Source organism: Streptomyces sp. NPDC088116 (genome assembly GCF_044741745.1).
In the GTDB taxonomy this organism is placed as follows: domain Bacteria; phylum Actinomycetota; class Actinomycetes; order Streptomycetales; family Streptomycetaceae; genus Streptomyces.
Genome location: NZ_JBIUTF010000001.1, coordinates 679,556 through 702,972 on the forward strand (window position 1 = coordinate 679,556; position 23,417 = coordinate 702,972).

20 protein-coding genes and 1 pseudogene are annotated in these 23,417 nt (G+C 71.5%); 8 read left to right on the forward strand and 13 right to left on the reverse strand.

Features of this window, described 5'->3' with window-relative positions; translation table 11 throughout:
- Positions 1–107: 107 nt before the first annotated feature.
- The 9 genes from ACIOJD_RS02960 to ACIOJD_RS03000 form a co-directional block, all read right to left on the reverse strand.
- Positions 108–1,382 carry a hypothetical protein gene (locus ACIOJD_RS02960; RefSeq protein ID WP_401907895.1) on the reverse strand — a complete coding sequence of 425 codons (1,275 nt, stop codon included), beginning with the start codon at positions 1,380–1,382 and terminating at the stop codon, positions 108–110.
- Positions 1,383–1,398: 16 nt separating this feature from the next.
- Positions 1,399–3,300: a DUF3492 domain-containing protein gene (locus tag ACIOJD_RS02965; RefSeq protein WP_401908915.1), complete on the reverse strand. Its 1,902-nt coding sequence runs from the start codon at positions 3,298–3,300 to the stop codon at positions 1,399–1,401.
- A gap of 384 nt (positions 3,301–3,684) precedes the next feature.
- Positions 3,685–5,592, reverse strand: a complete 1,908-nt coding sequence (locus ACIOJD_RS02970; protein ID WP_401907896.1) for a dipeptide ABC transporter ATP-binding protein — start codon at positions 5,590–5,592, stop codon at positions 3,685–3,687.
- 62 nt (positions 5,593–5,654) lie between these two features.
- Positions 5,655–6,644, reverse strand: a complete 990-nt coding sequence (locus ACIOJD_RS02975) for an ABC transporter permease (RefSeq protein WP_401907897.1) — start codon at positions 6,642–6,644, stop codon at positions 5,655–5,657.
- The gene (locus tag ACIOJD_RS02980) at positions 6,641–7,708 is read right to left on the reverse strand and encodes an ABC transporter permease (RefSeq protein ID WP_401907898.1); all 1,068 of its coding nucleotides are present in this window, start codon (positions 7,706–7,708) and stop codon (positions 6,641–6,643) included. Before ACIOJD_RS02980 ends, ACIOJD_RS02975 begins: the two co-directional genes overlap by 4 nt.
- Positions 7,709–7,752: 44 nt before the next feature.
- The gene (locus ACIOJD_RS02985) at positions 7,753–9,471 is read right to left on the reverse strand and encodes an ABC transporter substrate-binding protein (protein ID WP_401907899.1); all 1,719 of its coding nucleotides are present in this window, start codon (positions 9,469–9,471) and stop codon (positions 7,753–7,755) included.
- Positions 9,472–9,717: 246 nt separating this feature from the next.
- A complete protein-coding gene (locus ACIOJD_RS02990; RefSeq protein ID WP_401907900.1) occupies positions 9,718–9,816 on the reverse strand; it encodes an Ms4533A family Cys-rich leader peptide in 99 nt (32 codons plus the stop codon).
- An 81-nt stretch (positions 9,817–9,897) separates the two neighbouring features.
- Entirely contained in the window at positions 9,898–11,379 is a 1,482-nt protein-coding gene (locus ACIOJD_RS02995; RefSeq protein WP_401907901.1) for a DUF3152 domain-containing protein, read from the reverse strand.
- A 35-nt stretch (positions 11,380–11,414) separates the two neighbouring features.
- Positions 11,415–12,374, reverse strand: a complete 960-nt coding sequence (locus tag ACIOJD_RS03000) for an alpha/beta fold hydrolase (RefSeq protein WP_401907902.1) — start codon at positions 12,372–12,374, stop codon at positions 11,415–11,417.
- Between the two features lie 146 nt (positions 12,375–12,520).
- Between ACIOJD_RS03000 and ACIOJD_RS03005 the strand changes: the two genes are divergently transcribed.
- From ACIOJD_RS03005 to ACIOJD_RS03020, 4 genes are all read left to right on the forward strand, one after another.
- Positions 12,521–12,742, forward strand: a complete 222-nt coding sequence (locus ACIOJD_RS03005) for a hypothetical protein (protein WP_401907903.1) — start codon at positions 12,521–12,523, stop codon at positions 12,740–12,742.
- A 139-nt stretch (positions 12,743–12,881) separates the two neighbouring features.
- Positions 12,882–13,523, forward strand: coding sequence for a TetR/AcrR family transcriptional regulator (locus tag ACIOJD_RS03010; RefSeq protein ID WP_401907904.1), 642 nt, complete (start codon positions 12,882–12,884; stop codon positions 13,521–13,523).
- Between the two features lie 118 nt (positions 13,524–13,641).
- Positions 13,642–13,869, forward strand: a complete 228-nt coding sequence (locus ACIOJD_RS03015; RefSeq protein WP_046500385.1) for a DUF3107 domain-containing protein — start codon at positions 13,642–13,644, stop codon at positions 13,867–13,869.
- Between the two features lie 240 nt (positions 13,870–14,109).
- Positions 14,110–14,385, forward strand: a complete 276-nt coding sequence (locus tag ACIOJD_RS03020; protein WP_401907905.1) for a hypothetical protein — start codon at positions 14,110–14,112, stop codon at positions 14,383–14,385.
- A gap of 166 nt (positions 14,386–14,551) precedes the next feature.
- Here the strand turns inward: ACIOJD_RS03020 and ACIOJD_RS03025 are convergent, their stop codons facing one another.
- Entirely contained in the window at positions 14,552–15,298 is a 747-nt protein-coding gene (locus tag ACIOJD_RS03025; RefSeq protein WP_401907906.1) for a ferritin-like fold-containing protein, read from the reverse strand.
- Between the two features lie 269 nt (positions 15,299–15,567).
- On the opposite strand from ACIOJD_RS03025, the pseudogene ACIOJD_RS03030 reads away from it, so the two are divergent.
- Both ACIOJD_RS03030 and ACIOJD_RS03035 read left to right on the forward strand, forming a co-directional pair.
- A pseudogene (locus ACIOJD_RS03030) lies at positions 15,568–17,112 on the forward strand (DEAD/DEAH box helicase); the annotation flags it as partial.
- Positions 17,113–17,891: 779 nt separating this feature from the next.
- The gene (locus ACIOJD_RS03035) at positions 17,892–18,734 is read left to right on the forward strand and encodes an alpha/beta fold hydrolase (protein WP_401907907.1); all 843 of its coding nucleotides are present in this window, start codon (positions 17,892–17,894) and stop codon (positions 18,732–18,734) included.
- A gap of 119 nt (positions 18,735–18,853) precedes the next feature.
- Here the strand turns inward: ACIOJD_RS03035 and ACIOJD_RS03040 are convergent, their stop codons facing one another.
- Positions 18,854–19,765: an NYN domain-containing protein gene (locus ACIOJD_RS03040; protein WP_401907908.1), complete on the reverse strand. Its 912-nt coding sequence runs from the start codon at positions 19,763–19,765 to the stop codon at positions 18,854–18,856.
- A 208-nt stretch (positions 19,766–19,973) separates the two neighbouring features.
- Here ACIOJD_RS03040 and ACIOJD_RS03045 point away from each other — a divergent pair, with 208 nt between their 5' ends.
- Positions 19,974–20,126 carry a hypothetical protein gene (locus ACIOJD_RS03045; RefSeq protein WP_401877431.1) on the forward strand — a complete coding sequence of 51 codons (153 nt, stop codon included), beginning with the start codon at positions 19,974–19,976 and terminating at the stop codon, positions 20,124–20,126.
- A gap of 213 nt (positions 20,127–20,339) precedes the next feature.
- On the opposite strand, the gene ACIOJD_RS03050 is transcribed toward ACIOJD_RS03045, so the two are convergent.
- Positions 20,340–21,203, reverse strand: coding sequence for a PHP domain-containing protein (locus ACIOJD_RS03050; RefSeq protein WP_401907909.1), 864 nt, complete (start codon positions 21,201–21,203; stop codon positions 20,340–20,342).
- Positions 21,204–21,332: 129 nt separating this feature from the next.
- Positions 21,333–21,971, reverse strand: a complete 639-nt coding sequence (locus ACIOJD_RS03055) for a DUF6758 family protein (RefSeq protein WP_401907910.1) — start codon at positions 21,969–21,971, stop codon at positions 21,333–21,335.
- A 171-nt stretch (positions 21,972–22,142) separates the two neighbouring features.
- Between ACIOJD_RS03055 and ACIOJD_RS03060 the strand changes: the two genes are divergently transcribed.
- Positions 22,143–23,381 carry an MFS transporter gene (locus ACIOJD_RS03060; protein ID WP_401907911.1) on the forward strand — a complete coding sequence of 413 codons (1,239 nt, stop codon included), beginning with the start codon at positions 22,143–22,145 and terminating at the stop codon, positions 23,379–23,381.
- Positions 23,382–23,417: the final 36 nt, after the last annotated feature.

A 23,417-nucleotide genomic window follows, 5' to 3' on the forward strand; every position in this document is an offset into this window, starting at 1 on the left:
CGTGGTTACGGCTGTGGTGGTGCGTGCCGCGGTGGTGCGTGCTGCGGCTTTACGGGGGGCGGTTCAGGGGCGCGCGCACAGAGGTGCGTACGCGGGCGCGTCGTACGTCAGGTGTGCGCCGAGGCTCGGGAAAGCGCGACGGCGGCATGGATGAGGAGTCCGATCGCGGCGGCTCCGCAGGCGAGGGCTGGCACACCGCCGACGCCCCAGGTCCGGATCACGGCCTCGACGGGGGCGGCGAGGACGTCGCAGCCGGGCAGGCGGCCCGCCGGCACGCTCAGACAGGACAGGGCTTCCACGGCGCAGGCCCCGGCGAGTCCGAAGGCCGCGGCCTTCGGACGGCCGTACACCGTGAGCAGCCGGGCGAGCAGGAACAGGGTGCCGAGGGTGACGGTGGTGGCGGTTCCGCCTCCCACTCCGTCGTCGTCCTCGAACGCGAGGGCCGCGAGCAGCGACAGGCCGGTCAGGACACAGACGTACAGCCCTACGAGGGTGAGCAGCAGGGGGCGCGCGCCGGCGGAGAAGTCGGCGAGTCCACGGCTGGCTGCGAGTCTGCGCCGTGCCAGTACGGAGAAGAGGTGGGCGCACCAGGCGCCGGGGACCATGGCGAAGGCCAGCGCGAGAAGAGGGGTCAAGGTCGCGGGCCATGGTCCGTCGGGCCCGCCGCTGACGAGCTGGTCCAGCAGTCCGTCCCCGCAGAGCAGATAGGCCAGCAGCCAGTACACCCAGAGGCCCCCGGCGGGGACCGCGCGCCCCTCGGCGCGCAGCGGTCCGCGCCTCAGGCAGGCGCACAGCGCGCCGGAGAGCGCGAGGGCGCCCGCCAGGCCGGTCGCGAGCTGCCGCTGTCCGCCGCTGTGCTCCAGGCCGACGAGAGTGAGGCAGCCGACGACGCCGGGCAGCGACGCGAGGGCCGCCCATCCGGTCCAGTCGGCCCGGCTGCTCCAGCCGGCGCGCCCGGCGCGCGTCGGCGCCGGTGTGCGCGCCGGGCGCTCGGCGGTGGTCCTGTCCGTACCCTCCGGGACGCGCGCGTACAGCTCTTCGGCGAGGGAGAAGACGTCCCGGTGCCGGAAGCGGGCAGCGGTCCGGTCGGTGATGCCGTGGGCCTCCAGACCGGCGGCGATCTCCAGCGGATGGACGGCCCGCTCGCACAACCGACGGTGCCGGTGCATCAGCGCCTTGACCGGGTCGGCGGGCCCCCGGCGGGCGGCGGGTTTCCGGGCGAGGGGCTTCCCGGCGAGGGGGTGCCGGGCGGAGGGTTGCCGAGCGGATGTGGGAAGGGGAGCGACCGGCGGTGAGGGCGTCGCGGCCGGGGCCTCGTCCGGCAACAGGGCCTGGGAGCGGGGGTCCCAGGGGCCGGGACTGGTGGGGGCCGGGGTGGTCATCGGTGGGGTGCCTCCGTCAGACATCGCTCTCTCCCGGTCCGGATCCGGCTCCCGCTGCTGCTCCGGCGCGCGCGCCGGCCCGCTCGGCCATGGGTGCCCAGCCCGGCGTGCTCCTGGGAACCGCCGGGCGTCGGGCCGTCCAGCGGCCGGGTACGTACATCTCGGCGGGGTTGGCGAAGGGCAGCGGTTCTCCGTCCGCGCCCACGGCGTCCGCCGTGCGTCGTACGGGAGCGTGCGAGATGAGTTCCAGGTAGAGGGCGCGGAAGGCCGCGAGGTTCTGCTCGACGGTGAAGAGCTCCAGTGCGCGGGCGCGCGCCGCGGCGCCCAGCCGTTCGCGGCGCGAGGCGTCGCGCAGCAGCGTGACGCAGGCGTCCGCGAGCGCCCGCGGATTGCGCGGGGGCACGACCAGCCCCGTACCGCCGATGACTTCGACCACCGCGCCGACGTCCGTGGAGACGGTGGCACGGCCGCAGAACATCGCCTCGACCAGGCTGATCGGGAAGCCCTCGACCACGCTGGAGAGGACGATCAGGTCGCCCGCCGCATAGGCGTCGGGAAGTCCGGGTGCCTCGGGGCTGCCGATCTCCTCGAAGGAGACCGGGTTCTCTCCGACGGCGTAGGCGTCGGCCGCCTCGTCGGGGAAGAGGTGGGCCGCCAGGTTCTGGCAGTGCGCGAGATAGGCGGCGGCCCCCGGGGAGCGCGCGGGTGCTCCGACGATCCGCAGCCGCGTGTCCGGCTCCGCCCTGCGGACCTCGGCGAAGGAGTGCAGGAGCGAGATCAGGTCCTTGGCGGGTTCGATCCGGCCGACCCAGACGAGCGTTCTCGGGCCACCGCTGCCGCCCTCGGCCCCGCTCCTCTCCCCGCCTCCGTCGATCGCGCCGAGTCCCACCGCGTCCCCCACCGTGGAGAAACGCTCCGCCTCCATCCCCGGGTAGACGGTGACCAGCTTGGCGCGGTCGGCTCCGCACTTCTCCTGCCAGCGCCGGGCGTGGGCGTTGCCGGGGGTGATGACGTCCGCCTGCCGGTAGACCTCGGCGGCCAGCCGGCCATGGAAGGCGGCGAGCAGCGCGCGCACCGGCGCGTCGAACACGTCGTCCACCGGCGCGCTTTCCGCGCCCGCGCCCCCCGAATCGTCCGCCCGTGGAGCGCCGCCGGTGGCGAGGAAGTGCGCGCGCAGCTGTACGCCGTACTCCGTGACCAGCAGCGGTACCCCGAAGAAGCGTTTGGCCAGCAGTCCGGGCAGCGCCGCGGGTCCACCGGACGCGGCATGGCACAGGTCGGCCGAGGCGAGGCCGTCGTCTCCGTACCAGTCGAGGGAGAGGGGGCGCAGAACGCGCTCCAGCTGATCGGCGAACGTCAGGAAGTCGGGGACGGTCGCGGTGTGCACACTCCGGCGCGCGCCAGGGGTGCGGCAGGCGGATTCCAGGATCCGTACGGCGGCTTCGGAGCGCAGGGCCGCGCACAGGCCACCGCGTTCCCTGGCGAGATCGGCGAGTCCGTAGAGCCCCGCGGCGAAGACACCGGCGCCCGCGCTCCCTGCCGAGCCCCCCGCGTGCGCCGCCCCGTCGGAGCAGATGGCCGAGGTCAGTTCCCTGAGGTGCTCAGCGAACCTGCGCCGATCACGACGTCCGTAGCCACGGCCACCATGACCATCGCCCGCGCCGCTGTCACCGTGACCCGCGCTGTCACCGCACCGGCCACGAAGCTCGTCCGCCGGCCCCCAGAGCGGTGCGGTGCGCACCCGCCGGACCTGGCCCGGCAGCTGTATCCAGCCGCGCTCCTCCTGCCGGGCATCGCGACTCAGCGCGTAGACGTCGAACTCGTGCTGCGCGAGCCCGCGTACGAGCCGGTCGCACCACAGCCTGGACTCACCCGTCGCATACGGATACCCACCGTCCGTAAGCAGTCCGATCCGCACGAGCACACCCCCGATCTCCCTTGTGGGCAGCCGCCGTTGATCCGGCGACTCGCTGCGGGACGACCGTAAGCGGATATGACGGTGGTGGGGGGGGGGGGGGGGGGGGGGCCCCCCCCCCCGGGGGGGGGGGCGGGGGGGGTGGGGGGGGGGGGGGGGGGGGGGGGGGGGCGGGCCCCAAAGCGACCAACACACAACCCACCCCCCCGTCTCGGTTTGGGGGCCGCCGTGGTGGTGCGTGGCGTGGGGGGGGGCCTCCGCTTTTTGTTTTTTTTGGGGGGGGGGGGGGGGGCGCCCCCCCCCCCACCACCGGAAGGGGTGAATGCACGTAACTTTCCCGCGTCGGTGGCGTTCTGTCGCGCTACCGAGCGATCTCGCTACGCAACGTCAAACCACGGCCACTTCCTTGGGGAGCGCGGTGCGTGCCGAACGGCGCGCGGCGGCGAGCGCCGGATCGAGCGCGGGCACGGCGGCGAGCAGCTGACGTGTGTACGGGTCGGAGGGCGCGCCGTACACCGCGTCCACCGTGCCCTGTTCCACGATCCGGCCGTCGCGCATGACGGCGACCCGGTCACTGACCTGCCGTACGACGGCGAGGTCGTGGGCGATGAAGACCAGCGCCAGGCCCAGCTCCCGCTGGAGTTCGGCGAGGAGGGCGGTGACCTGGGCCTGGGTCGTCACATCCAGCGCGGAGACGGGCTCGTCGCAGACGATCAGCCGTGGCTCGGCCGCGAGCGCCCGCGCGATCCCGATCCGCTGGCGCTGTCCCCCGCTGAACTCGTGCGGATACCGGTCGTACTGGCCGGGATCCAGCCCGACGCGCTCCAGCAGCTCCCGGACGCGCGCCACGATCCGTTCCTCGTCCAGCCGTTCCTCGTCCAGCCGTTCCTCGTCCAGCCGTTCGCCGTCCAGACGTTCACGATGCGGCCGTTCCCCGTCGAGCGCGGCCACCCGCAGCGGATCGGCGACGGATTCGCCCACCGTGCGGCGCGGGTTGAGCGATGAGACCGGATCCTGGAAGATCATCTGCAATTCGCGCCGGTACGGCCGCAGTTCCCTCTCCGACGCCGCCGCGATCTCCGCACCCCGGTAACGCAACTGCCCGGCGGTCGGATCGAGCAGCCGTACGAGCATCCGCCCCAGGGTGGTCTTCCCGCTGCCGCTCTCGCCGACGATGCCGAGGGTCTCCCCCGGCCGTACGGTGAGCGACACCCCGTCCACGGCGGTGACGGTCCGCCGGCCACGCCGGAACTCCCGCCGCAGGCCGACGGCTTCGAGCAGCGCGCCACCCCCACCGCTCACGCCACCCGCGTCACTCACACCAACCGAACCACTCACACCAACCGATTCACTCGTCTCATGTACGTCACGTACGTCACTTACCTCACGTACGTGACGTACGTCACTTACCTCACGGGCCTCGGTCGACGCACGCCCCACCGCGCCGTCCACCCGTGGCACCGCCGCCAGCAGCGCCCGCGTATAGGCGTCCCGCGGCGCCCCCAGCACCTCGGCCACCGGCCCGCGTTCGATCTCCCGCCCGTGCCGCATCACCAGCACCTCGTCCACGCTCTCCGCCGCGACACCCACGTCATGGGTGACCAGCAGCAGCCCCATGCCCGTCTCATGGCGCAGGTCGTGCAGGAGATCGAGGATCTGCGCCTGGACCGTGACGTCCAGGGCCGTGGTCGGCTCGTCGGCGATCAGCAGCCTCGGCTCGCAGGCCAGCGCCATCGCGATCAGCGCACGCTGGCGCATTCCGCCGCTGAACTCGTGCGGCCTGGCCTTCGCCCTGCGCGCCGCGTCCGGGATCCCCACCCGGTCCAGCACCTCGACCGCCCGCGCGCGGGCCGCCCGCCGGCCGGCGTCCGTATGGACCCGGTAGACCTCGGCGATCTGGTCGCCGACCGCGTAGTACGGATCCAGCGAGGACAGCGGGTCCTGGAAGACCATCGCGGCCACCGCGCCACGCAGCGCCCGCAGGTCGCGGTCGGAGGCGGTGCTCACCTCCGTACCACCCACGCGCACGCTCCCGCCGACCCGCGCGCCGGTGTCCCGGTGCAGGCCCAGCAGGGCGCTCGCGACGGTGCTCTTGCCGCTGCCCGACTCGCCGACCAGGCCGATCGCCCGGCCGGCGTCGAGCGAGAAGGACACCCCGTCCACGGCGCGTACGGTCTCCCCGCCCGCCCCGGACATGCCCGCCCTGGACACGCCCGCCGTCGACGCGCCCACCGTGAAATCGACTGTCAGGTCCTCGACGAGAACCAGCGGTTCCGCATGTTCCGCCCGTTCCATCCGTTCCGACCGTTCCGCCCGTTCCATCCGTTTCGACCGTTCCACCCTTTTCATCTGTTCCGTCACAGCAGCGCCACCCTTCGGTCGGCCGCGGCATAGAGCAGATCGGCCACGACATTCGCCAGGACGACCGCCGTACCGGTCACCAGCACCACCCCCACCACCACGGGCACGTCGACCATCCGCACCGCGTCGACCAGTGTCTTGCCGATGCCGGGGATGCCGAACAGCGTCTCGGTCAGCACCGCGCCGCCCACCACCGTGCCGAGGTCGTTCGCACTGAGCGCGATGACCGGCGGTACGGCGCCGCGCAGCGCGTGCCGCCCGACGACCGCCCGCTCCCCCACCCCGTACGCGCGAAACGTACGGATATGGTCCTCGGCCAGCGTCTCCAGCGTCGAACTGCGCGTCAGCCGCGCGTATTTCGCGCTCTCGAACAGGCCCAGCGTCAGCCAGGGCAGCAGCATGTTCCAGGCCCACTGCTCGGGATCGTCCGACAGCGGTACGTACGACGGGAACGGCAGCCACCGCAGATACGCGCACACCACCATCAGGAGCAGCAGCCCGAGGATGAACACGGGCGTGCCGGTCCCCGCGAGGGTGAGCACGGTCAGGGCGCGTTCGGTGACGCCGCCGCGCCGCAGCGCGGACAGCAGCCCGGTGCCGACCCCGATGACCAGCCAGATCACCATCGCGCCGAGCGCGAGGGAGAGGGTCGCCGGGACCCGTTCCAGGATCAGCTGGGTGACCTGCTGGTCGGTCTTGTACGAGAAGCCGAGGCAGGGCGCGTCGCAGTGCAGCACGGCCGTGCCGGTGGAGTAGTCCCGTCCGGCGACGATGCCCCGCAGGAACTCGACGTACTGGGTGACCACCGAGTCGCCCAGGCCGAGCCGCTCCCGTACCTGCACGACCTGCTGCGTGGAGCAGCGCTCGCCACAGGCGAGCCGGGCCGGATCGCCCGGCGCGAGGTAGAAGAGGGCGTAGATGACGACGGACAGCACGAACAGGACGAGAAGCGCGCCTCCGAGCCGTTTGAGCAGGTAACGCGTCATGAGGCGGTTTCCTTGGACGAGGTGGGAGCCTTGCGCGGGCCGCGCGGGCCGCGCCAGCTGCCCGGCGTACGGGAGGCACGCGACGCGCGCGTTCCCACCCGCAGCCGGCCGGCCTCGCGCGGATCCAGTGCCGTGCGCACCGCGTCTCCCAGCACGGTGAAGGCGAGCACGGTCGCGAACAGCAGCCCGGCCGGCAGCAGTACGTACATCGGATCCGCCCGGAACCAGGTCTGCGCGGTCGACAGCATCTGTCCCCACGACGGCGTCGGCGGCTTGACCCCGACCCCCAGGAAGGACAGCGACGCCTCGATCACGATGTTCGAGGGCAGCAGGATCGCCGCGTACGTGATGACGGGCGCGGCGAGCGACGGCAGCAGCTCGCGCCGCGCGACGCGCAACCGCCCGGAGCCGCCCAGCCGGGCCGCGGCCACGAAGTCGAGCTGCTTCAGGGTCAGTGTCTGCGCCCGTACGATCCGGGACGTACCGCCCCAGTTGAGCAGTCCGATGACCAGGATCAGCAGCAGCGGACGCGGGAAGTCGGCGGGCACGACGGCCGTCAGGGCGATGGCGAGCACGAGCATCGGCAGAGCGACCATCACATCGGTGACCCGGCCGAGGAAGCTGTCGAGCAGCCGGTTGCCGAGGCCGGCGGCGAGGCCGATCGCGACCCCGATCACCACCTGGACGAGCGTGGCGCCCACCGCGACGAGCAGCGAGACGCGGGCTCCGTACAGCAGCCGTACGAACAGGTCCCGCCCGGTGCCCGGTTCGACACCGAGCCAGTGGTCACCGCTCACGCCGCCGAACGAGCCGGTGGGCACACCGCCGCGCGCCGAGTCCACCAGCGCGTCGTGGTACGTGTTCGCGTCCTGGCCCTCGATCGCGGCGAGCAGCGGCGCGGCGAGCGCCAGGACGACCAGCAGGACGAGGACGCCCCCGGCCACCACGGCCGAGGGGCGCCCGCGCAGCCGCCGCCACACCTGTCCGGCGCCCGGGACCGGGGCGGCCGCCGGCGCATCGGCTGGGGCACCCGCCCCGGCGTGCGCCCCAGCGCCCGTAGCCACCCGGGCCACCCCGGCCACCGGTACCGGCGATTCAGGAGCCGTACTCACTTGACCGCGACCTGCGAGATGTCGAGGACGCCGGTCCAGTCGCTGATCACGATGTTCTTGACGTCCTTGCCGTACAGCCGCTTGTAGACCGGGTGGAAGAGCGGCACGTCGAGGGCCTGCTCACCGATCTTCTTGTCCAGGGCTCCCCAGCGCTTCGCGGCGGCGCTCAGGTCGGTCAGCTTGTTGATCTCGTCGATCTCCTTGTTGACCGCCGGGTCGTCGAACTGTGCGTGGTTGAAGTTGGAGCCGTCCTTGACGATCTGCCGGCCGTCGAAGATCGGTGCCAGGAACGGGCCGCCGGACGGCCAGTCCGCGCCCCACCGGGAGAGGAAGAAGCCGGGCCCGTCCTTGTACGCCCAGCGCGCCTCGTTGAACGCGTTCTGCTCCAGGCCGACCAGCTTGACCGTGATCCCGGCCTTCTTGAGCGACTCCTGGACGGCGGTGGCGACTTCGGGGCTGGTCTCCCGGTTCTGGACCGTGGAGTGGGTCAGCGAAATGGTCAGCCCCTTCGCGTGACCGGCCTCCTTCAACAGCTCCCTGGCCTTCGCCGGGTTGCCGGTCCTCCCGGCCGGGAAGTGGTCGTACGGCGTGTGACCGAAGGCCTTCTGCTCGGGCAGGAAGGTGGTCGCGGGCTCGGCGAGCGCGGAGCCGCCCGCCGCGTTGACGACGCTGGTGCGGTTGATGGCGTACGAGATCGCCTGACGCACCTTCGGGTTGTCGAACGGCTTCACCTTCGGGTTGAAGGCCAGGTAGTTGGTGTAGCCGAAGTGACCGGTGCCGACCCGCTCGGCGAGCGAGGTGTCGCTGCCGACCTGGGCGAGTTCCGCGGGGCCGAGGTTGGTGTCGGTGGTGACGGCCGCCGCGTCGGCGCCGGAACTGGTCGAAAGCCGCTGGTTGATGACGGCCGAGTCGAGGCCCGCCTTCACTTCGATCGTGTCCGGGTAGGCGTGCCGCTGCTCGTCGGTCTTCGGCGACCAGTGCGGATTGCGCTCCAGGACCAGGTGCTGGCCGTCGCCCTCGTTCCTGACGACCTTGTAGGGCCCCGAGGAGACCGGCCGCTTCTCGTACGCGGCGCCCTTGTCCCTGGCCTTCGGTACGGGCGCGAACTGCGTCTGGGTGGCCACGAAGGGGAAGTCGCCCTCGGGCTTGTCGAGCTGGAAGACGATGGTCCTGGCATCGGGCGTCTTGATCGAGGCGAGGCCCTTCTTGTCCTTGTACGGCCCCTCGTAGTCGGCCCCGCCGACCAGCCAGTCACGCAAGTAGGGGGCGCCGCCGGAGAGTTCGGCGGCGAACGAGCGCTCGATGCCGTACTTGATGTCGGCGCTGGTGATCGGGGTGCCGTCCTCGAACTTCAGGCCCTCCTTGAGGGTGTACGTCCACTCCGTGGCGTCGGCGTTGGGCCGGCCCGTGTCGGTGGCGAGGTCGGGTACGACCTTCGTACCGGCCGCGCCGTTCGCCCGGTTGCGGGTGGTCAGCGTACGGAAGACCAGCGAGGGGACGTTGCCGCCGCCGGAGGTGTAGAGACGCGCCGGGTCGAAGTCGCTCTGCGGCTCGGTGTTCAGTACGGAGAGCGTGCCGCCCTTGCCGGGCTTGCCCCCGGCACCGTCCTTGGCGTCGTTGTCCTGGGGGCCCGCGCAGCCGGAGGCGCTCACGGCCACGACAAGGCTCACGGCGGCCACGGCCGAACGGCGGGATCTGACGGACGGATGACGCATGGGAGCGAGCCTCTCGGTGGGCCGCGCGGCCCTCGGTGGCCGCGCGGGGCAGTGTGTCAGGGCAGGCGGTGTTCAACAGGGCAGGAAGCCAGGAACAGGGGCGCTGACGCCCGGTGCCCGCACACGAGAAGCGGCGGCCGAGAGGTGAGGAACAGAGACCTGACGTGCCGCGCCCGCGTACGGAGTTCAGTCCGGCGCGGGGATCTACGGCAAAAGAGGAACGGCCGACGCGCGCTCGGGCGGACGTCAGCGACAGAGAATGTCCGCCACGCACAGCGCGGTCACACCTATGAGCGCCAGCTCAATGGGGGTGTGGCCGAAGACGGCTGCGTGGCGGGGCGACATGCCGAGAAATATGAACGACCCCGCGTCCGATGTCAACGCGCGACGAGACGGCCGTCTCAGCTGCCGGGACCGCGTTTCCTGTCAACTGCCGGGAAACACCCACGGGTTCGGCTCGCACTTGATCCCGCCGATATCCAGCGACTTCGTCTGCTGCTGCATCACCGGGGCGAGCGCGCCGGGGGTCTGGCAGCTCACATGGTTGTATCCGAGCCGGTGTCCGACCTCATGGTTGATGAGCATCTGCCGGTAGGGGAACATCGCCTTGGCGCCGAAGGTCTCCGCTCCCTGCGCCCAGCGATAGGCGTTGATCATGACGCGTTCGGTCGAGGCGGAGTCGCAGGACACATTGTCGACGGTCGTGTCCAGGCCGGACTTCTCGCACCAGAAGGCCGTGGTCCCCGGACTGGCCAGCGTGATCACGAAGTCGGCTTCGCCGCTGGTGGTCCGTTCGAAGGTCATGGCGCCGTTGTGGGCCCAGCTCCGGTCGTCGTTCAGGGTCTTCTGGACGGCGTCGGCGAACAGCGTGCCGTCGAGGCCGAGGCCCTTCTCGACGTCCACGCGGTAGCGGAACTTCTGCCCCTTGCCGGGCGCCTTGGCGAGACCGGGAACGGCGGCGAAATCACCCGACGCCTTCAGCTTCGGGTCGAGCGGGAACTGTTCGGCCATCAACTGCTCGTACGTGGCGGGCTTGACCGGTGCCTCGCGCTGCTTCGGCCCCTCTCCGCCCACCGAGCGGGAGGCGTCGTCGCTCCCGACGCCACGGTCGACGCCACCGGCCGCCCGCGCGCCGCTCTTGTCCCCGTCACCGCCGCCGTCCGCGACCTGCCCGGCCACGACGACCGCGAGGACGGTGGTCACCGCCGCGGCGGCGATCCCGGTGAAGGCGCGGCCCTTGCCGCCCTTGGCGGGCTGCTCCGCGGCCGGATCCGCGTCCGGGCCACCGTCGATGCCGTCGCCAACCCGGCCGCCCGCCCGCTCGCCCTCACGGTCCTCGCCCTCACGGTCGTCGACGGCGGGGGACGGAGCGGACGGCGCTGCCGGAGCGGACTCGCGCGACAGGGTCCGCGCGCCCCCCGGGGACGAGCCGGAGGAGGAGTCCGAGGAACCCGACGAGAGCTCCGAGGACGGAGCGTCGAAGGCATCGGAGTCGAACGCGTCGATGAATTCCCGTCGCGGTCCCGGTATCAACGGCGAAGGAGCGGTCGGCTGCCGCTTCTGCCGCGGCGCAACCGCCGGACCTCGCGCGGCGCCCGGCCGGTCACCGTAACGCTGTTCGGAGCCCCACCCGCCGCCTGACTCACGCTGCTCGGGATGCCCACCGCGCGCCTGCGCCTGCGGCACACCGCGTACGGGGGTGTCCTGCGCGGGAGTTCCGCGACCGGGATGTCCACGGCCGGGGGCACCGACCACGGGGGTGCCCTGCGCGGGGGTCCCCCGCGGCGCACCCGCCTGGCGCTCCGTGTCCTGCCCGGTCTCCGACCGTCTGCGCCGGCCCTGTCCGGGCCCCTCCGGCTCCGGGTCACCGGCCGCGAGCCCGGCAGTGCCCTGCGAGCCCTGAGGCACGGAGCCTCTGCGGCTATGTCGTCCCACGCCCGGGATCAGCCCCTGTCGTAGTTGTCGATGAGTTCCCGGCAGGCCTGGGCGACCTGCCGGGGATACTCCATCATGGCAACGTGCCCCGCGTCCGGGAGAGTCAGCAGCCGGGAGTCACGGAACGCGGCCGCCGCCTTGCGGGCCATACGGTACGAAACGAGCTGATCCCGCCCGCCGTAGACCAGCAGCGTCGGTGCCAGCACCCGCTCGGCCTGTCGCCACAGTCCGTGCTGACCGCCCAGCGTGTACGCGTTGACGATACCGCGAGCCGAGCAGGTCATCGCGTCCCAGAAATAAGGCAGTTGAAGCCTGCGCTCCATCTCCTGCGCCGCGTGCCGCAGTTCCTCCTCGGTGACCGACGAGGGGTCTCCGTAACAGAGCGCCATCATCCCGCGGGTGCGCTGCTCCGCCGTCCAGTCCCGCGTCAACCGCAGGAACAGCGAGGCCACACCGGGCAACGCGAGCAGTGCGGTGGGCACGGCGGTGCGCTGCACCCTGATCTCCGGCAGCGCGGGCGAGACCAGTGTGAGAGTCCGCACAAGATCGGGACGGACGGCCGCGACCCGCGTGGCGACGGCCCCGCCGAGGGAGTTGCCGAACAGATGCGCAGGACCACGTCCGCCCGCGTCCAGCAGCCCGATCACCGCGCGGGCATGACCGGTGATGGAGTAGTTGCCGTCGTCCGGCGGCGGCGAGTCCCCGAAACCGGGCAGGTCGACGGCCTCGCCGTCGACCCGGTCCGACAGGAACGGCATCATCGCCGACCAGTTCTGCGACGACCCGCCGAGCCCGTGGATGTACAGCGCGGGCGGCGCTCCCTCGCTGGTCGCGGGCCGCGACCGTACGGTCAGCGTCAGCCCGGGAAGCGCCACGGAACGGAGCGTCTCCCCTTCCGCGACCCGTACGGGAGTCACCTTCGGAGCCACGGCGGCGGCAATGGTTTCCGGCAGTTCGGTCGACGACATGCGGCAATGTTACGAGATGATCACGTCCGGAATCGTGTGTTCGCGGTCACAGGCCGCCTGGCGCCCTGGATCCCCGGCTCCTAGGCTCGGGGGAAGAGGGGCGCGCGCCCCGGCCCCCCTTCCATCGCGAAGAGAAAGGGCACTGCATGCCGGTCGACCCCACGGACCCCGAGACCTTCGAGACGAACGGCGAGAACGCCGAGCTGGCCGAGGAGGTCCCCGAAGCCGACGCCGCCGAGCAGCGCGCGGACGTACGGCGGCACGGCGACGAGCCGCTCACCCGGATCGACCCGGCCACGGCCAGCGAGGGGGACGCGGCCGACCAGGCACGGGCGGTCGAAGCGGACGAGGACGAGGACTACCGCTGAACCGCCGAACCGGCGGCAGCCACTACCACACCCGTCCGGTCCGTGAAATTGTGCGCACTCACCACGCACAGTCGCGTTACCCAAAAGTACGATGGCGGAGCGGCGCACAGCGCGCACGGAACGAATTTTGGGAGGCGGCGTGACAGCCATAGAGCAGACCGAGGCGGCGCGCCCGCGAGGCACGCGCCTGCCGCGTCGCGCCCGACGCAACCAGCTGCTGGGCGCGGCACAGGAAGTGTTCGTCGCGCAGGGGTACCACGCGGCGGCGATGGACGACATCGCCGAGCGTGCCGGAGTCAGCAAGCCTGTTCTCTACCAGCACTTCCCGGGGAAGCTGGAGCTGTACCTCGCCCTGCTCGACCAGCACTGCGAGAACCTGCTCCAGGCGGTCCGTACGGCGCTCGCGTCCACGACGGAGAACAAGCTGCGCGTCGAGGCGACCATGGACGCCTACTTCGCCTACGTCGAGGACGAGGGCGGCGCGTTCCGTCTGGTCTTCGAGTCGGACCTGACCAACGAGCCCGCGGTGCGCGAGCGCGTGGACCGGGTCGCGCTCCAGTGCGCCGAGGCGATCTCCGACGTGATCGCCGAGGACACCGGGCTCTCCAAGGAGGAGTCCATGCTGCTGGCCGTGGGTCTGGGAGGCGTCTCCCAGGTGGTGGCCCGCTACTGGCTCTCCAGCGAGTCCGCCATCCCCCGCGAGCGGGCCGTCAGCCTCCTCACCTCGCTGGCCTGGCGCGGTATCGCCGGCTTCCCGCTGCACGGCACCGAGCAGCACTGAAGGCACGTGTTCGCTGCGGGCGTTCACCTCGGCGTCTTCCACGTGGTCTCCCCGGGCTAATGTGTGCTGCGTACCGCGCGGCTGACCGCGCAACGCGACCGTTCGGAGGGACATAGCCGTGGAGGTCAAGATCGGCGTGCAGCACGCGCCCCGGGAGATCGTTCTGGAGAGCGGGCAGTCCGCCGAGGAGGTCGAGCGCGCCGTGGCCGACGCGCTGGCCGGCAAGGCACAGCTGCTCAGCCTCACGGACGACAAGGGGCGCAAGGTCCTCGTACCGGCCGAGCGGGTCGCGTATGTGGAGATCGGTGAGCCGACGACACGGCGGGTCGGATTCGGCGCGCTGTAGTCACTGTCGTGACTGTCGTCACTGACATCCGGAATGGCCCGGCGGGATTCCCGCCGGGCCATTCCGCTGTTCTCCCCGGGGCGTCCGCCCTGCCGTCGCCGTCCGCGTTTTCGCTGTGCGCGGAGCCGTCCCGTCCGGTGGTCTCGAAAGGGTTGCGCTCAGCGCGCTACGGGTAGTGACGTGCTGGGCCGCACAAGGCCCTGACCACAGTGCCCACCCGGCGTCATGAGGTGATCAGCAGTGATCTGGGAAGTCCTTGGATCGGTCCTGCTCGGACTCGGTCTCTCGTGGGCAGCGGCCCACCGGCTGTCCCACCGGCTTCCTGCCCAGAGGACGGTGTTCACCGCAGGGCCGGTCGGTGCCGTCTTCGGTGCGTATGTGACGCACATGGCGCTCGGCGCCGGCCATGTCCTGGCGACGCTCGTCGGCGCGCTGCTGGTGTCGGCGGTGCTGCTGTCGCTGCTGATCCGCCCCGCGAGCCGCCGCCGACTGCACCACGGAGCCATGCAGTCCTGATTCCTGACGCACCGGTGATGTGCTGTACGGCCCGGCGGTCGTACGTCACATCAGCGGTGCGTCCGGCACATCAGGTCCGGCACATCAGCTCCGGCACATCAGCGGTGCGTCCGGAATCAGCGGTCGTCAGGCGGGCCGTACGTCCGTCGGATCCCCCGGCCGCCGGTCAGGCGGCCAGACCGAGCGCCGCCATCCGCTTGGTGTGCGCCTCGGTGATCCGGGAGAACATCCGGCCGGCCTCCGCGAGGTCGAATCCGCCCGCCACCCCGCCCACCAGCATCGTGGAGAGCGAGTCCCGCTCGGCGACCACGCGCTGCGCCTGGGAGAGAGCCTCGCCCATCAGCCGGCGCGCCCAGAGCGCGAGCCGTCCGCCGACCCGGGGCTCCGCCTCGATCGCGGCGCGTACCTTCTCCACCGCGAAGTTGCCGTGTCCGGTGTCGTCCAGCACGGCCAGCACCAGCGCGCGGCTGTCGGTGTCCAGCCGGGCGGCCACCTCGCGGTAGAAGTCGCTGGCGATGGAATCACCGACGTACGCCTTGACGAGGCCCTCCAGCCAGTCCGAAGGCGCTGTCTGGCGGTGAAAATCGTCGAGAGCCTTCGCGAACGGCTCCATCGCGCCGGTCGGTTCGACATCGATCGCGCTCAGTCGGTCATTCAGCTGTTCGAAATGATGAAATTCCGCGGCGGCCATTTTCGCCAGCGCGGCCTTGTCGGCCAGGGTCGGCGCGAGCTTGGCGTCCTCGGCGAGCCGCTCGAAGGCCGCCAGCTCGCCGTAGGCCAGCGCTCCCAGCAGGTCCACGACGGCCGCGTGGTACTGCGGATCTGCTGAGGCCGTGGCCCAGTCCTGGGCGGCGATCCCGGTGGGTTCCTCGGCATCTGATGCGGGTGCGGTGGCGTTGTCGGGCGTCTCCATGAACCGCAGAATAGCCCGCCCGCCACACCCCGTAAGGGCCTGGTCAGACACAGCGGCCACACCGTTCCGACGAATTCGCCCGACACACATGCGCGATTCCGGGGTACAGTGATAATGCGCCTGCCGATTTTTCGGCGGGCCATCGCAGTGTTTGTCCGAGGGGTTTCCCTCGGACAGGCCCCACGAGGATGCCCGGTCGGTGGCCCGATCGGCTCCGCCCCGACCGCCCTCCGCGCGGACCGTGCGCACAGCTGCGTACGACCCGCAAGATGAGGGGCCCCCTCAGCGGCACGACGCTCGAGCGACGGCAGTGGTCCCGCGCCATCCGGCCAATCCACGGCCGGCCGAGTACCCAGGTGCGGTACGACCCCCAGCGTTCGCCTCGCGCCGCGTCTCACAGAAGAGGCAGCACCCTGACTACGACTTTCCGAGACCTCGGAATCCTCCCCGAGACAGCCGAAGCGCTAGAAGCCGTCGGCATCCTGTCTCCGTTCCCCATCCAAGAGATGACCCTCCCGGTCGCGCTGTCCGGCAAGGACGTCATCGGACAGGCCAAGACCGGCACGGGCAAGACGCTCGGCTTCGGTCTGCCGCTCCTGGAGCGCGTCACCGTCCCCGCGGACGTCGAGTCCGGCCGGGCCGTGCCCGAGCAGCTGACGAACGCCCCGCAGGCCCTGGTGGTCGTCCCCACCCGCGAGCTGTGCCAGCAGGTCACCAATGACCTGCTGACGGCCGGCAAGGTGCGTAACGTCCGCGTACTGGCGATCTACGGCGGCCGTGCCTACGAGCCGCAGGTCGAGGCCCTCAAGAAGGGCGTCGACGTGATCGTCGGCACCCCGGGCCGGCTGCTGGACCTCGCGGGCCAGAAGAAGCTCGACCTCGCGCATGTGCGCGGGCTCGTCCTGGACGAGGCCGACGAGATGCTCGACCTGGGCTTCCTGCCGGATGTCGAGAAGATCATCCAGCTGCTGCCCGCCAAGCGCCAGACGATGCTGTTCTCCGCGACGATGCCTGGCGCGGTCATCGGCCTCGCCCGCCGCTACATGTCGCAGCCCACGCACATCAGCGCCACCTCGCCGGACGACGCGGGCGCGACCGTCGCCAACACGACGCAGCGGATCTACCGCGCCCACTCCATGGACAAGCCGGAGATGGTGGCGCGCATCCTCCAGGCCGAGGGCCGCGGACTCGCGATGATCTTCTGCCGTACGAAGCGGACGGCCGCCGACATCGCCGACCAGCTCGCCCAGCGCGGCTTCGCCTCCGGCGCCGTCCACGGCGACCTGGGCCAGGGCGCCCGCGAGCAGGCGCTGCGCGCCTTCCGCAACGGCAAGGTGGACGTGCTGGTCTGCACCGACGTCGCCGCGCGCGGTATCGACGTCGAGGGTGTGACCCACGTCATCAACTACCAGTCGCCGGAGGAGGAGAAGACCTACCTCCACCGCATCGGCCGCACCGGCCGCGCGGGCGCCTCGGGCACGGCCGTCACGCTCGTCGACTGGGACGACATCCCGCGCTGGCAGCTGATCAACAAGGCGCTGGACCTCGGCTTCCCGGACCCGCCTGAGACGTACTCCACCTCCCCGCACCTGTTCGAGGAGCTCGGCATTCCCGCCGGGACCAAGGGCGTCCTGCCGCGAGCGGAGCGCACGCGCGCCGGTCTCTCGGCGGAGCAGGTGGAGGACCTCGGCGAGACGGGCGGCCGTGGCCGCAAGTCCGCCGCCACCGCGGTACGGGAGGAGCGCCCGGCCCGTACGCGCACCCCGCGCCAGCGTCGGCGTACCCGTGGCGGGACCCCGCTGGACGCCACGGACCAGCAGGTCCCGGCCGTGGAGCCGGTCCAGGCCCCGGACGGCGCGGAGCAGCCGGCCGAGCCGCGCACCCCGCGCCGCCGTCGGCGTACCCGCGGTGCCGTGGCCGCTCCCGCGACCGGTACGCCGGTCCTGGAGACCCCCGGCGCCGAGGTGGTGGCCGAGCCGGTCGCCGAGGAGCCGGAGGCCGAGGCTCCGGCCAAGCCGCGCCGCCGCCGCACCCGCGCCGTGAAGCCCGCGGCCGGGACGGCCGATGTGGCGGAGACGGTCGAGTCGGCCGCGGTGGTCGAGGCACCCGTCGAGGCTCCGGTCGCCGAGACCAAGCCGCGCCGCCGCACCCGGGTCGCCAAGCCCAAGGCCGAAGCCGTGGAGGCCACGGCCGACGCGGCCGAGGCCCCCGTCGCCGAGTCGAAGCCCCGTCGCCGCACCCGCGTCGCCAAGCCCGCCGCCGAGGCGCCGGAGGCAGCGGAGACGGCTGGAGCGGTGGAGGCACCGGAGGCGGAGGCACCGGCCAAGCCGCGCCGCCGCCGTACGCGTACGACCGTGGCCAAGACCGAGAGCTGACAGCCGACGGCAGACAGCTCGCAGCCCACGTACGAACGCTGATGTACGAGCGCCTGCATACGGCACCGCCGTACGGAGCCCGGCGTACGGACGCACCGCCCGACGGCCCGTCGCCCCACCAGGGGTGCCGGGCCGCCGGCGTATCCGGGGCCGCCGGGCGCCCGGGAAGAACCGGGGGCCCGGCGCGGGGCGCGCGGGCGCGCGGTTAGCCTCGTCGCATGAGTCGGCCGCCCACGTTCACCCCGCCCCCCTGTGCCCATGCCCGCACCCTGACGACCCGTCGCGGGCGGTTCGCCGTGCTCGACGCACGGCCGACCGGGGTGCCGCAGGGGACCGTACTCCTGCTCCCCGGGTTCACCGGGAGCAAGGAGGACTTCATCGCGCTGCTGGAGCCGCTCACCGAGTCCGGCTACCGGGCCGTCGCCGTGGATGGCCGAGGGCAGTACGAGACCGAGGGTCCTGACGCCCAAGAGGCTTACAACCAGGGCGAGTTGGCGGCAGATGTGCTGGCGCAGGCGTCGGCGCTCGACACTCCCGTACATCTTCTCGGGCACTCGCTCGGCGGCCAGATCGCCCGCGCCGCCGTGCTGATAGAACGGAGCCCGTTCCTCTCGCTGACGCTGATGTCCTCGGGGCCCGCGCAGGTCTCCGAACTCCAGCGGCAGCGGCTGAAGATGCTCGGCGACGCGCTCGCGACCATGACGATGGAGCAGGTCTGGGACGCCATGCGGGCGATGGATCCGCCGGAGGAGACTCCGGTCGACGGCACCGATCTGCGTGGGCGCTGGCTGCGGACCAATCCGGTCCAGCTGATCGCCACCGGTCGGCAACTGGTCACGGAGCCGGACCGGGTGGACGAGTTGGCCGCCGTACAGCCGCTGCCCAAGCACGTGGTGTCGGGCGAGCGGGACGACACCTGGCCGGTGGCGCTGTTCGACTCGATGGCGGTGCGGCTCAGGGCCCGCAGGACGGTCGTCGCGGGCGCTCAGCACTCCCCCAACACCGACCGGCCGCTGGAGACCGCCGCCGCGCTGACGGAGTTCTGGGACGGCGGCTACTGACCGCACGGGCCCCGCCGTTCAGTACCGCACGGGCCTCACCGCCCGGTACTGGGCGCGGGCCTCACCGCTCGATACGGGCGCGGGCCGCACCGCTCCGTAACCGGCGCGGGCCTTGCCGCTCAGTACTGGGCCTGCAAGTGCTGCCAGAAGCCGTCGCGCAGGGATCGCCGCAGCATCGCATGGCCCCGCAGCGACCGGTGGAGCAGCTTCTCCGACTCGATCAGCAGATCCTGGTCCACCGGCCCCGGCAGGTACGGGTGCCCCGGCAGCAGCTCGGCCATCGCGTCCCGGCCCCGCTCCGCCAGCCAGGTCGCCGCGATCTGCGCCCCGATGAAACGGACCTGGTCGCGGGTGGGCGGCGGCTCGCCCTCGTGCTCGTACGTGGTGACCGGGCGCCGGGTGACATACGGCTTGCAGAAGTCCAGTTCGAAGGTGCGCTGGCTGTCGACCTCCCACAGCAGTGGCTCGGCCTGGTTGCGCCCCTCCCCCGCCTCGATACCCCAGAGGTGGACCCGGGCGCCGTACCCTTGGGCGGCCTCGACCGCCGACACCAGGTCCTCGTCGCCACCGACCAGCGCCGCGTCGCTGATGGAGCGATGCCGGGCGAGCGATTCGAGATCCGTCCGGATCAGGGAGTCGACGCCCTTCTGCTGATTGTTGGCGTTGAGATTGCCGAGCCGGACCTTGACGTCGGGCAGTTCCGCGATGGACTGCTGCTCGGGGGTGTGGATACGGCGCCTGGCGCCGTCGTACCAGTAGACCCGCAGCAGCCGGCTGTCCGCGAAGATGATCCTGGCCTTGTCGATGAAGGCCTCGATCAGCCCCTCGGCGTCGAGGTCGAAGGAGCGCCGGTCCTCGGTGCCCGCCACAAGCAATCCGGCCGCAGCATAGACGTAACCGGCGTCGACGAAGATGGCATGAGTGGACGGAGTCTTGGCGACCTCGGCGAGCATGCGCTGGAGCAACTCATTGGTTCGCTCCAGACGGGCGCCGATCTCGATGACTTCTGGGTTGATCTCTGCCTCGTTCATACGCGGTTCATTCTGTGTGGACGACACCGTACCCGCCAGTAGGGGCGCAACGTACCCGCCAGTACTTAGTCAGCCGAAAAATTTCCTTAGCGTAGGGAATGTTTGCAGAGGGCAACCCGTTGGAGAGAGAGGTAGCGGCGGGTTCACCTGTCACTCACCAGCTCTCCAGTAGTTCTCCAGCAGGAGGATCAGACGAAGGGAGAAGCCTGTGCGCTTCGAAATCATGCGACTCGACGATGTTGACGGCTCCGCCGTGGACAGCACCGTCGTGGACGCCGCCTCCGTCAATCGGATCGTGCAGCAGGCCGCGTCGATAGGCCAGCGCATCTATATCCGACCGGCCGAATCCCCGGCCTCATAACCCTTGGGTACCACCTCGACGTGAAGACGAAGCGCCCCTGTACGGATCACCCGTACGGGGGCGCTGCCTGTCGCATACCCCGCGCCCCTCCGGGAAGGGCGGACACCCGTCATCCGGCGACAGGGCGGGAGAAATTGGCGTGATCCCGGGAAGGTCCACGATCACGGATCACGAAGAGGGAGAGGAAGAGGGAGAGAGCGCACGAGCCGGCACTTACGCGCCCGCGCCCGGCACCGGGGAAGCGCCGGAAGCGCGCCGGGCGATCTCGCCGTACATCTCCGGATCGGTGGTGCACGCACCGAGCTCCACGGACTTCCGGCTGCCGTGATAGTCGCTGGACCCGGTGATCAGCAGCCCGTGCTCGGCGCCCAGGGAGCGCAGCCGGGCCCGTGTCGGCTCGTCATGGTCCATGTGGTCGACCTCGATGCCGTCGAGGCCGGCGGCGGCGAGCCGCGCGATCGCGGACTCCGGCACGACCTGACCGCGCTTGACGGCCTGCGGGTGCGCGAAGACGCTGACCCCGCCGGCCGCCTTGATCAGGCGGATCGCCTCGAAGGGGTCCAGTTCGTGCTTCTCCGCGAACGCGCGTCCGCCGTCCGCGAGCCAGTCGGCCGTGAAGGCGTCGGAGACGGTCTCGACGACGCCCAGTTCGACCAGGGCGGTGGCGACGTGCGGGCGGCCGAGGGAGGCGTCGCCCGCGATACGCGTCACCTGCTCCCAGGTGATCGGGACGCCCAGCTCCTGGAGCTTGCGCACCATCTCCCGGGCGCGCGGGACACGGTCGTCCCGTACCAGCTCGCGCTCGCTCAGCAGCTCCGGCTCGTCCGGGTCGAAGAGGTACGCGAGCATGTGCAGGCTGACGCCGTCGATCCGGCAGGAGAGTTCGGCGCCGGTGACGAGCGTGAGGGGCCGGTCGAGCCCCGGGAGCGCGGCGATCGCCTCGGCATGCCCCCGGGTGGAGTCGTGGTCGGTGAGCGCGACGACGTCGAGCCCGGCCGCTGCCGCGTTACGGACCAGCTCGGCGGGGGTGTCCGTACCGTCCGAGGCGGTGGAGTGGGTGTGCAGGTCGATGCGCACGACGCGTTCTCCGAGGGTTCGGGGCGGACAGAGAAGACGCTCACAGGGTAACGGCACCCCTGTACGGCCCCGACGTGCGGTCCGGACCGCACGTCGGGGCCGCCCGCGCGGCCCCGGGCGGGGTCCGCGTCAGGACAGCAGCCTCGGCGACAGCGCCCCGATGGGCAGCAGTTCCACCTCCGCGCCCGCGTCCCGCAGATCGGTCAGCACCAGTTCGTCGTAGAGGAGCAGCCCCGACTGCTCCGGCCAGACGATCGCCCACAGCCACAGCCCGAGCGCCTCGCCCGCGAAGACCGCGCGGTCGCGCGGGGCGTCGGCGACATGCCAGAGCGGGGTCGGCCGGCCCGCGGCCAGGAGTTTGACCTGCGGTGGCTTGTCGACACAGATGGCCGGTCCCGGGTCCGGGCCGTCGATTCCCGCGTAGCGCGCCCCGAGTCCGACGCCGAGTTCCTCGGCGATCAGGAGCAGTTCGCCCGAACCGCCGAGCGGACCGGGCCCCGAGCAGGCGACGGCGGTGGCGCGGCCTCCGCTGCGGTCGTCGCCCGCGTACGCCACGCCGCTGAACAGCCAGCCGACGGGCAGCGGCCAGGGCATCCAGACCGGGACCCGCGCGCGGTTCACGACGACATCGAGGGCCTCGACGCTGGGCGGTATCACGGGTTGCAGCGGGTACACCGTGCCATGGGCGCCGCACTGCCAGGTGTCGGCGAAGAGGCCGGGCGCCCTGACCCGGCCACCGCACTTCGGGCAACTGGGTTCGCCCCTCATAGCGCCCCACGGTCCTCCCCGGTCGTCGCCGCGTCAAGGACGATCACCCGTCCGGCCCGAGCAGAGACCGAGCGATATAGATGCACCTTGCACTCATTAGCCTGACTAACTTATCGTGTGTATATCCCAACGACCCACCCGACGATCTGGCCGAGAGCGAGGACATACCTCATGCACGGAGAGGATCCGTTCGACGAAGGAGCGGGAGCAGGCGGTCTGCTCCGTCAGCCGAAGGCCGTATGGGCCACGGCCGGCGCGTCCGTCGTCGCCTTCATGGGCATCGGACTGGTGGACCCGATCCTGCCGTCCATCGCCAAGGGGCTGGAGGCCACACCCAGTCAGGTCTCCCTGCTCTTCACCTCGTACTTCCTGATCACCGCCGTCGCCATGCTGCTCACCGGCTGGGTGTCCAGCCGGATCGGAGGCCGCAAGACGCTGCTCACCGGACTGGCCGTCGTGGTCGTCTTCGCCGCCCTGTCCGGTACGTCGTCCTCCGTAGCGGAACTGGTCGGCTTCCGGGCCGGATGGGGACTGGGCAACGCGCTCTTCGTCTCGACGGCGCTCGCCGTCATCGTCGGAGCGGCGGCCGGTGGCAGTGCCGCGGCGATCCTGCTGTACGAATCGGCCCTCGGCCTCGGCATGGCCTGCGGGCCGCTGCTGGGGGCCCTGCTCGGCGACGCCAGCTGGCGCTACCCGTTCTTCGGCACCGCGGCCCTGATGGCCATCGGCTTCGCCTGTATCGCGACACTGCTCAAGGAACAGCCCAGGCCCGCGCGGAAGACCTCGCTGCTCGATCCGCTCAAGGCACTCGGACACGGCGGACTCGCGTCGGCGGCCGCCTCGGCGTTCTTCTACAACTACGCCTTCTTCACCGTGCTGGCCTTCACACCGTTCGTGCTGGACATGACGCCCTACAAGTCCGGCGCGGCCTTCTTCGCCTGGGGCGTGCTGCTCGCGGTCTTCTCCGTACTGGTCGCCCCGCGGCTCCAGAGGCGCTTCGGATCGCTCAAGGTGCTGGGCGGCTCGCTCGTCCTGCTCGCCGTCGACCTGCTGGTCCTCGGATACGGGAACCACGCCACGGCCATGGCGGGGACGATCGTCTCCGGTGCCTTCATCGGCCTGAACAACACGGTCTTCACCGAGCTGGCGCTGGGCGTCTCGGACGCGCCCCGGCCGGTGGCGAGCGCGGGCTACAACTTCGTCCGCTGGTTCGCGGCGGCCGCCGCGCCCTTCCTCGCCCCGAAGATCGAGGAGTGGAGCGACATCCACATCCCGTTCGTGGTCGCCGCCGCGGCGGCGCTCGTGGGCGCCGTCATCGTCGGGGTCAGGCGTACCGCGCTGGGCCACAGGGCGGCGGAACTCCAGCCGGCCCGCGCCACCGGGGACAGCGTCCCGGTCTTCGCCGACTGACGCGGCTCCTTTCCGTCAGCCGCGCCCTCACCCGGC